2 protein-coding genes are annotated in these 2,718 nt (G+C 30.3%); both read left to right on the top strand.

Features of this window, described 5'->3' with window-relative positions; genetic code table 11:
* Positions 1 to 118: 118 nt before the first annotated feature.
* Positions 119 to 1,375: a cytosine permease gene (gene codB / locus JWF52_RS17885; RefSeq protein WP_208334842.1), complete on the top strand. Its 1,257-nt coding sequence runs from the start codon at positions 119 to 121 to the stop codon at positions 1,373 to 1,375.
* Positions 1,376 to 1,438: 63 nt separating this feature from the next.
* Complete coding sequence (locus JWF52_RS17880; RefSeq protein WP_208334841.1) at positions 1,439 to 2,701, top strand: cytosine deaminase; 1,263 nt, start codon at positions 1,439 to 1,441, stop codon at positions 2,699 to 2,701.
* The last annotated feature ends 17 nt before the right edge of the window (positions 2,702 to 2,718 follow it).

Below are 2,718 nucleotides of genomic sequence, written 5' to 3'. Positions count from 1 at the left end.
AAATCATAGGATAATTTATATCTAAATTTATTTTAATAAACTATTTGTATGAAAACCTCTTGCTTAGCAAGAGGTTTTTTCTTTTATAGGTACTTGTAATAAAAGGAGATACATCATTATGAGTAAAAAACATCACGATCATGATTATTCACTAGAAGCAATACCTAGTAATTCAAAAAAAGGATTTATACCAATGTTAGTTGTTATGCTAGGATTTACATTTTTCTCAGCGAGTATGTTAGCAGGTGGAAATTTAGGAACTAGTCTTAGAATGGATCAATTTATAACGGCTGTAATTATAGGAAATACAATATTATGTGTATATACAGGTCTTTTAGCTTATATGGCAGGAGATACAGGACTTTCAACACACTTACTTGCAAGATATTCATTTGGTGAGAAAGGTTCATATCTTGTATCATTTTTAGTATCAGCTACACAGGTTGGATGGTTTGGAGTAGGCGTTGCAATGTTTGCTATACCAGTATCAAAGGTTACAGGTATAGATGTAGGAATACTAGTTTTAGTATCAGGTATATTAATGACAGCAACAGCATTCTTTGGAATGAAATCTCTTACAATATTAAGTATGATAGCAGTTCCATCAATAGCAATACTTGGAAGTATATCAGCAGGAAAAGCTATAGGAGATGTTGGAGGTATGACAGGATTACTAGCTATAGAGCCAACAGGAACTATGACAATGAGTGCAGCACTTGCTTCAGTTGTAGGAACTTTTATAAGCGGTGGTACATTAACAGCAGATTTTACAAGATTTTCTAAAAGTAAAAAAATAGCAGTATCAACAACAGTAATAGCATTTTTAATAGGTAACTCATTAATGTTAGCTTTTGGTGCAATAGGAGCAATGGTTACAGGACAATCAGATATTGCTGAAGTAATGTTCATGCAAGGTCTTATAATACCAGCAATAATAATATTAGGTTTAAATATATGGACAACTAATGATAATGCACTTTATGGTTCAGGACTTGGATTTTCAAATATAACTAAGCAACCTAAAAATAGAATGGTTATAATAAATGGAATAGTAGGTACATTACTTGCAATGTTCTTATACAACAACTTTATGGGATGGTTAAACTTACTAAATTCATTTATACCAGCAACAGGTGCAATAATAATAGCAGATTACTTTATATTAAATAAAGCTAAATACGTAGATTTTAAAATTGCAAAATTTAAAAATCTAAATATAAATGCAATAGTAGCATGGGTAGCAGGAGTTATAGGTGCTTATGCAATACCTGGAATAACACCTTTAAACTCAGTACTTACTGCAATAGTGACTTATGTTGCTTTAAGTAAAATAAATACTAAATCAAATGACATAGAAATAAAAAAAGCTGCATAATAGTTTAATCAGCAGTTAAATAACAATAAATTTATTAAATTGAAGTATCTTAGGAGGATAAATATGTTAATTAAAAATGCAAAATTAAGAAACAATAATGACTTAGTAGACATATTAATAGAAAATGGAGTAATAACTAAAATAGAAGCAAATATAGAAAAATCTAATGAAGAAGTCATAGATGCAAAAGGATTTTTAGTTATACCACCATTTATAGAACCACATGTTCACTTAGATACAACATTAACTGCTGGAGAACCAAGATGGAATGAAAGTGGAACTTTGTTTGAAGGAATAGAATGTTGGTCAGAGAGAAAAGAATTTTTAACAATAGAGGATGTGAAAACTAGAGCAAGAAAGGCCATAACATGGCAAGTTGCTAATGGTATACAATTTATAAGAACTCACGTTGATACAACAGACCAAAATTTAACGGCTATAAAAGCTATGGTAGAGCTAAGAGAAGAGTTAAAGGATTATGTAACATTACAAATAGTTGCATTCCCACAAGAAGGTATACTATCATTCCCTAATGGATTTCAATTATTAGAAGAAGCTTTAAAGCTTGGTGCAGATGTAATAGGGGCAATACCTCACTTTGAATTTACTAGAGAATATGGGGTAGAATCTATAGATAAAATGTTTGAACTAGCTAAAAAATACAATGTTTTAATAGATGTACATTGTGATGAAATAGATGATGAACAATCAAGATTTGTAGAAGTACTGGCAACTAGAGCATATGAAAATAATATGGGTGAAAAAGTAACAGCAAGTCATACAACAGCTATGCATTCATATAATGGAGCTTACGTATATAAACTATTTAGACTTTTAAAAATGAGTAAAATTAATTTTATAGCAAATCCACTTGTAAATATACACCTTCAAGGTAGATTTGATACTTATCCTAAAAGAAGAGGTATAACAAGGGTTAAAGAAATGGTAGAATCAAATATAAATGTATGCTTTGGACATGACGATATAATGGATCCATGGAATCCACTTGGAACAGGAAATATGTTGCAAGTTCTTCATATGGGACTTCATGTATGCCAAATGATGGGGTATGGGCAAATAAATGAGTCTATAGATTTAATAACTAATAATAGTGCAAAAACACTTAATATACAAGATAAATATGGAATAGAAGTAGGAAAGCCAGGTAACTTAATAGTATTACCTGCGGAAAACGGGTTTGATGCTATAAGGAGACAAGTGCCAGTATATTATTCAATAAGAGAAGGTAAAGTAATAGCACATACTAGTTTAAGCGAAACTACAGTAACACTTGATAAAAAAGAAATTATAGATTTCAAAAAATAATGAATTAAAGAGATACT

Source organism: Clostridium sp. CCUG 7971 (genome assembly GCF_017590215.1).
Taxonomy (GTDB): Bacteria; Bacillota; Clostridia; order Peptostreptococcales; family Peptostreptococcaceae; genus Faecalimicrobium.
Note: the sequence above shows the minus strand (reverse complement) of the source record. Positions and strands in the feature narration are given on the sequence as shown.

What these genes read in the sequence shown, in the direction of transcription:
- codB (WP_208334842.1), top strand. Translation starts at nt 119, where the DNA reads ATGAGTAAAAAACATCACGATCATGATTATTCACTAGAAGCAATACCT.
- JWF52_RS17880 (WP_208334841.1), top strand. Translation starts at nt 1,439, where the DNA reads ATGTTAATTAAAAATGCAAAATTAAGAAACAATAATGACTTAGTAGAC.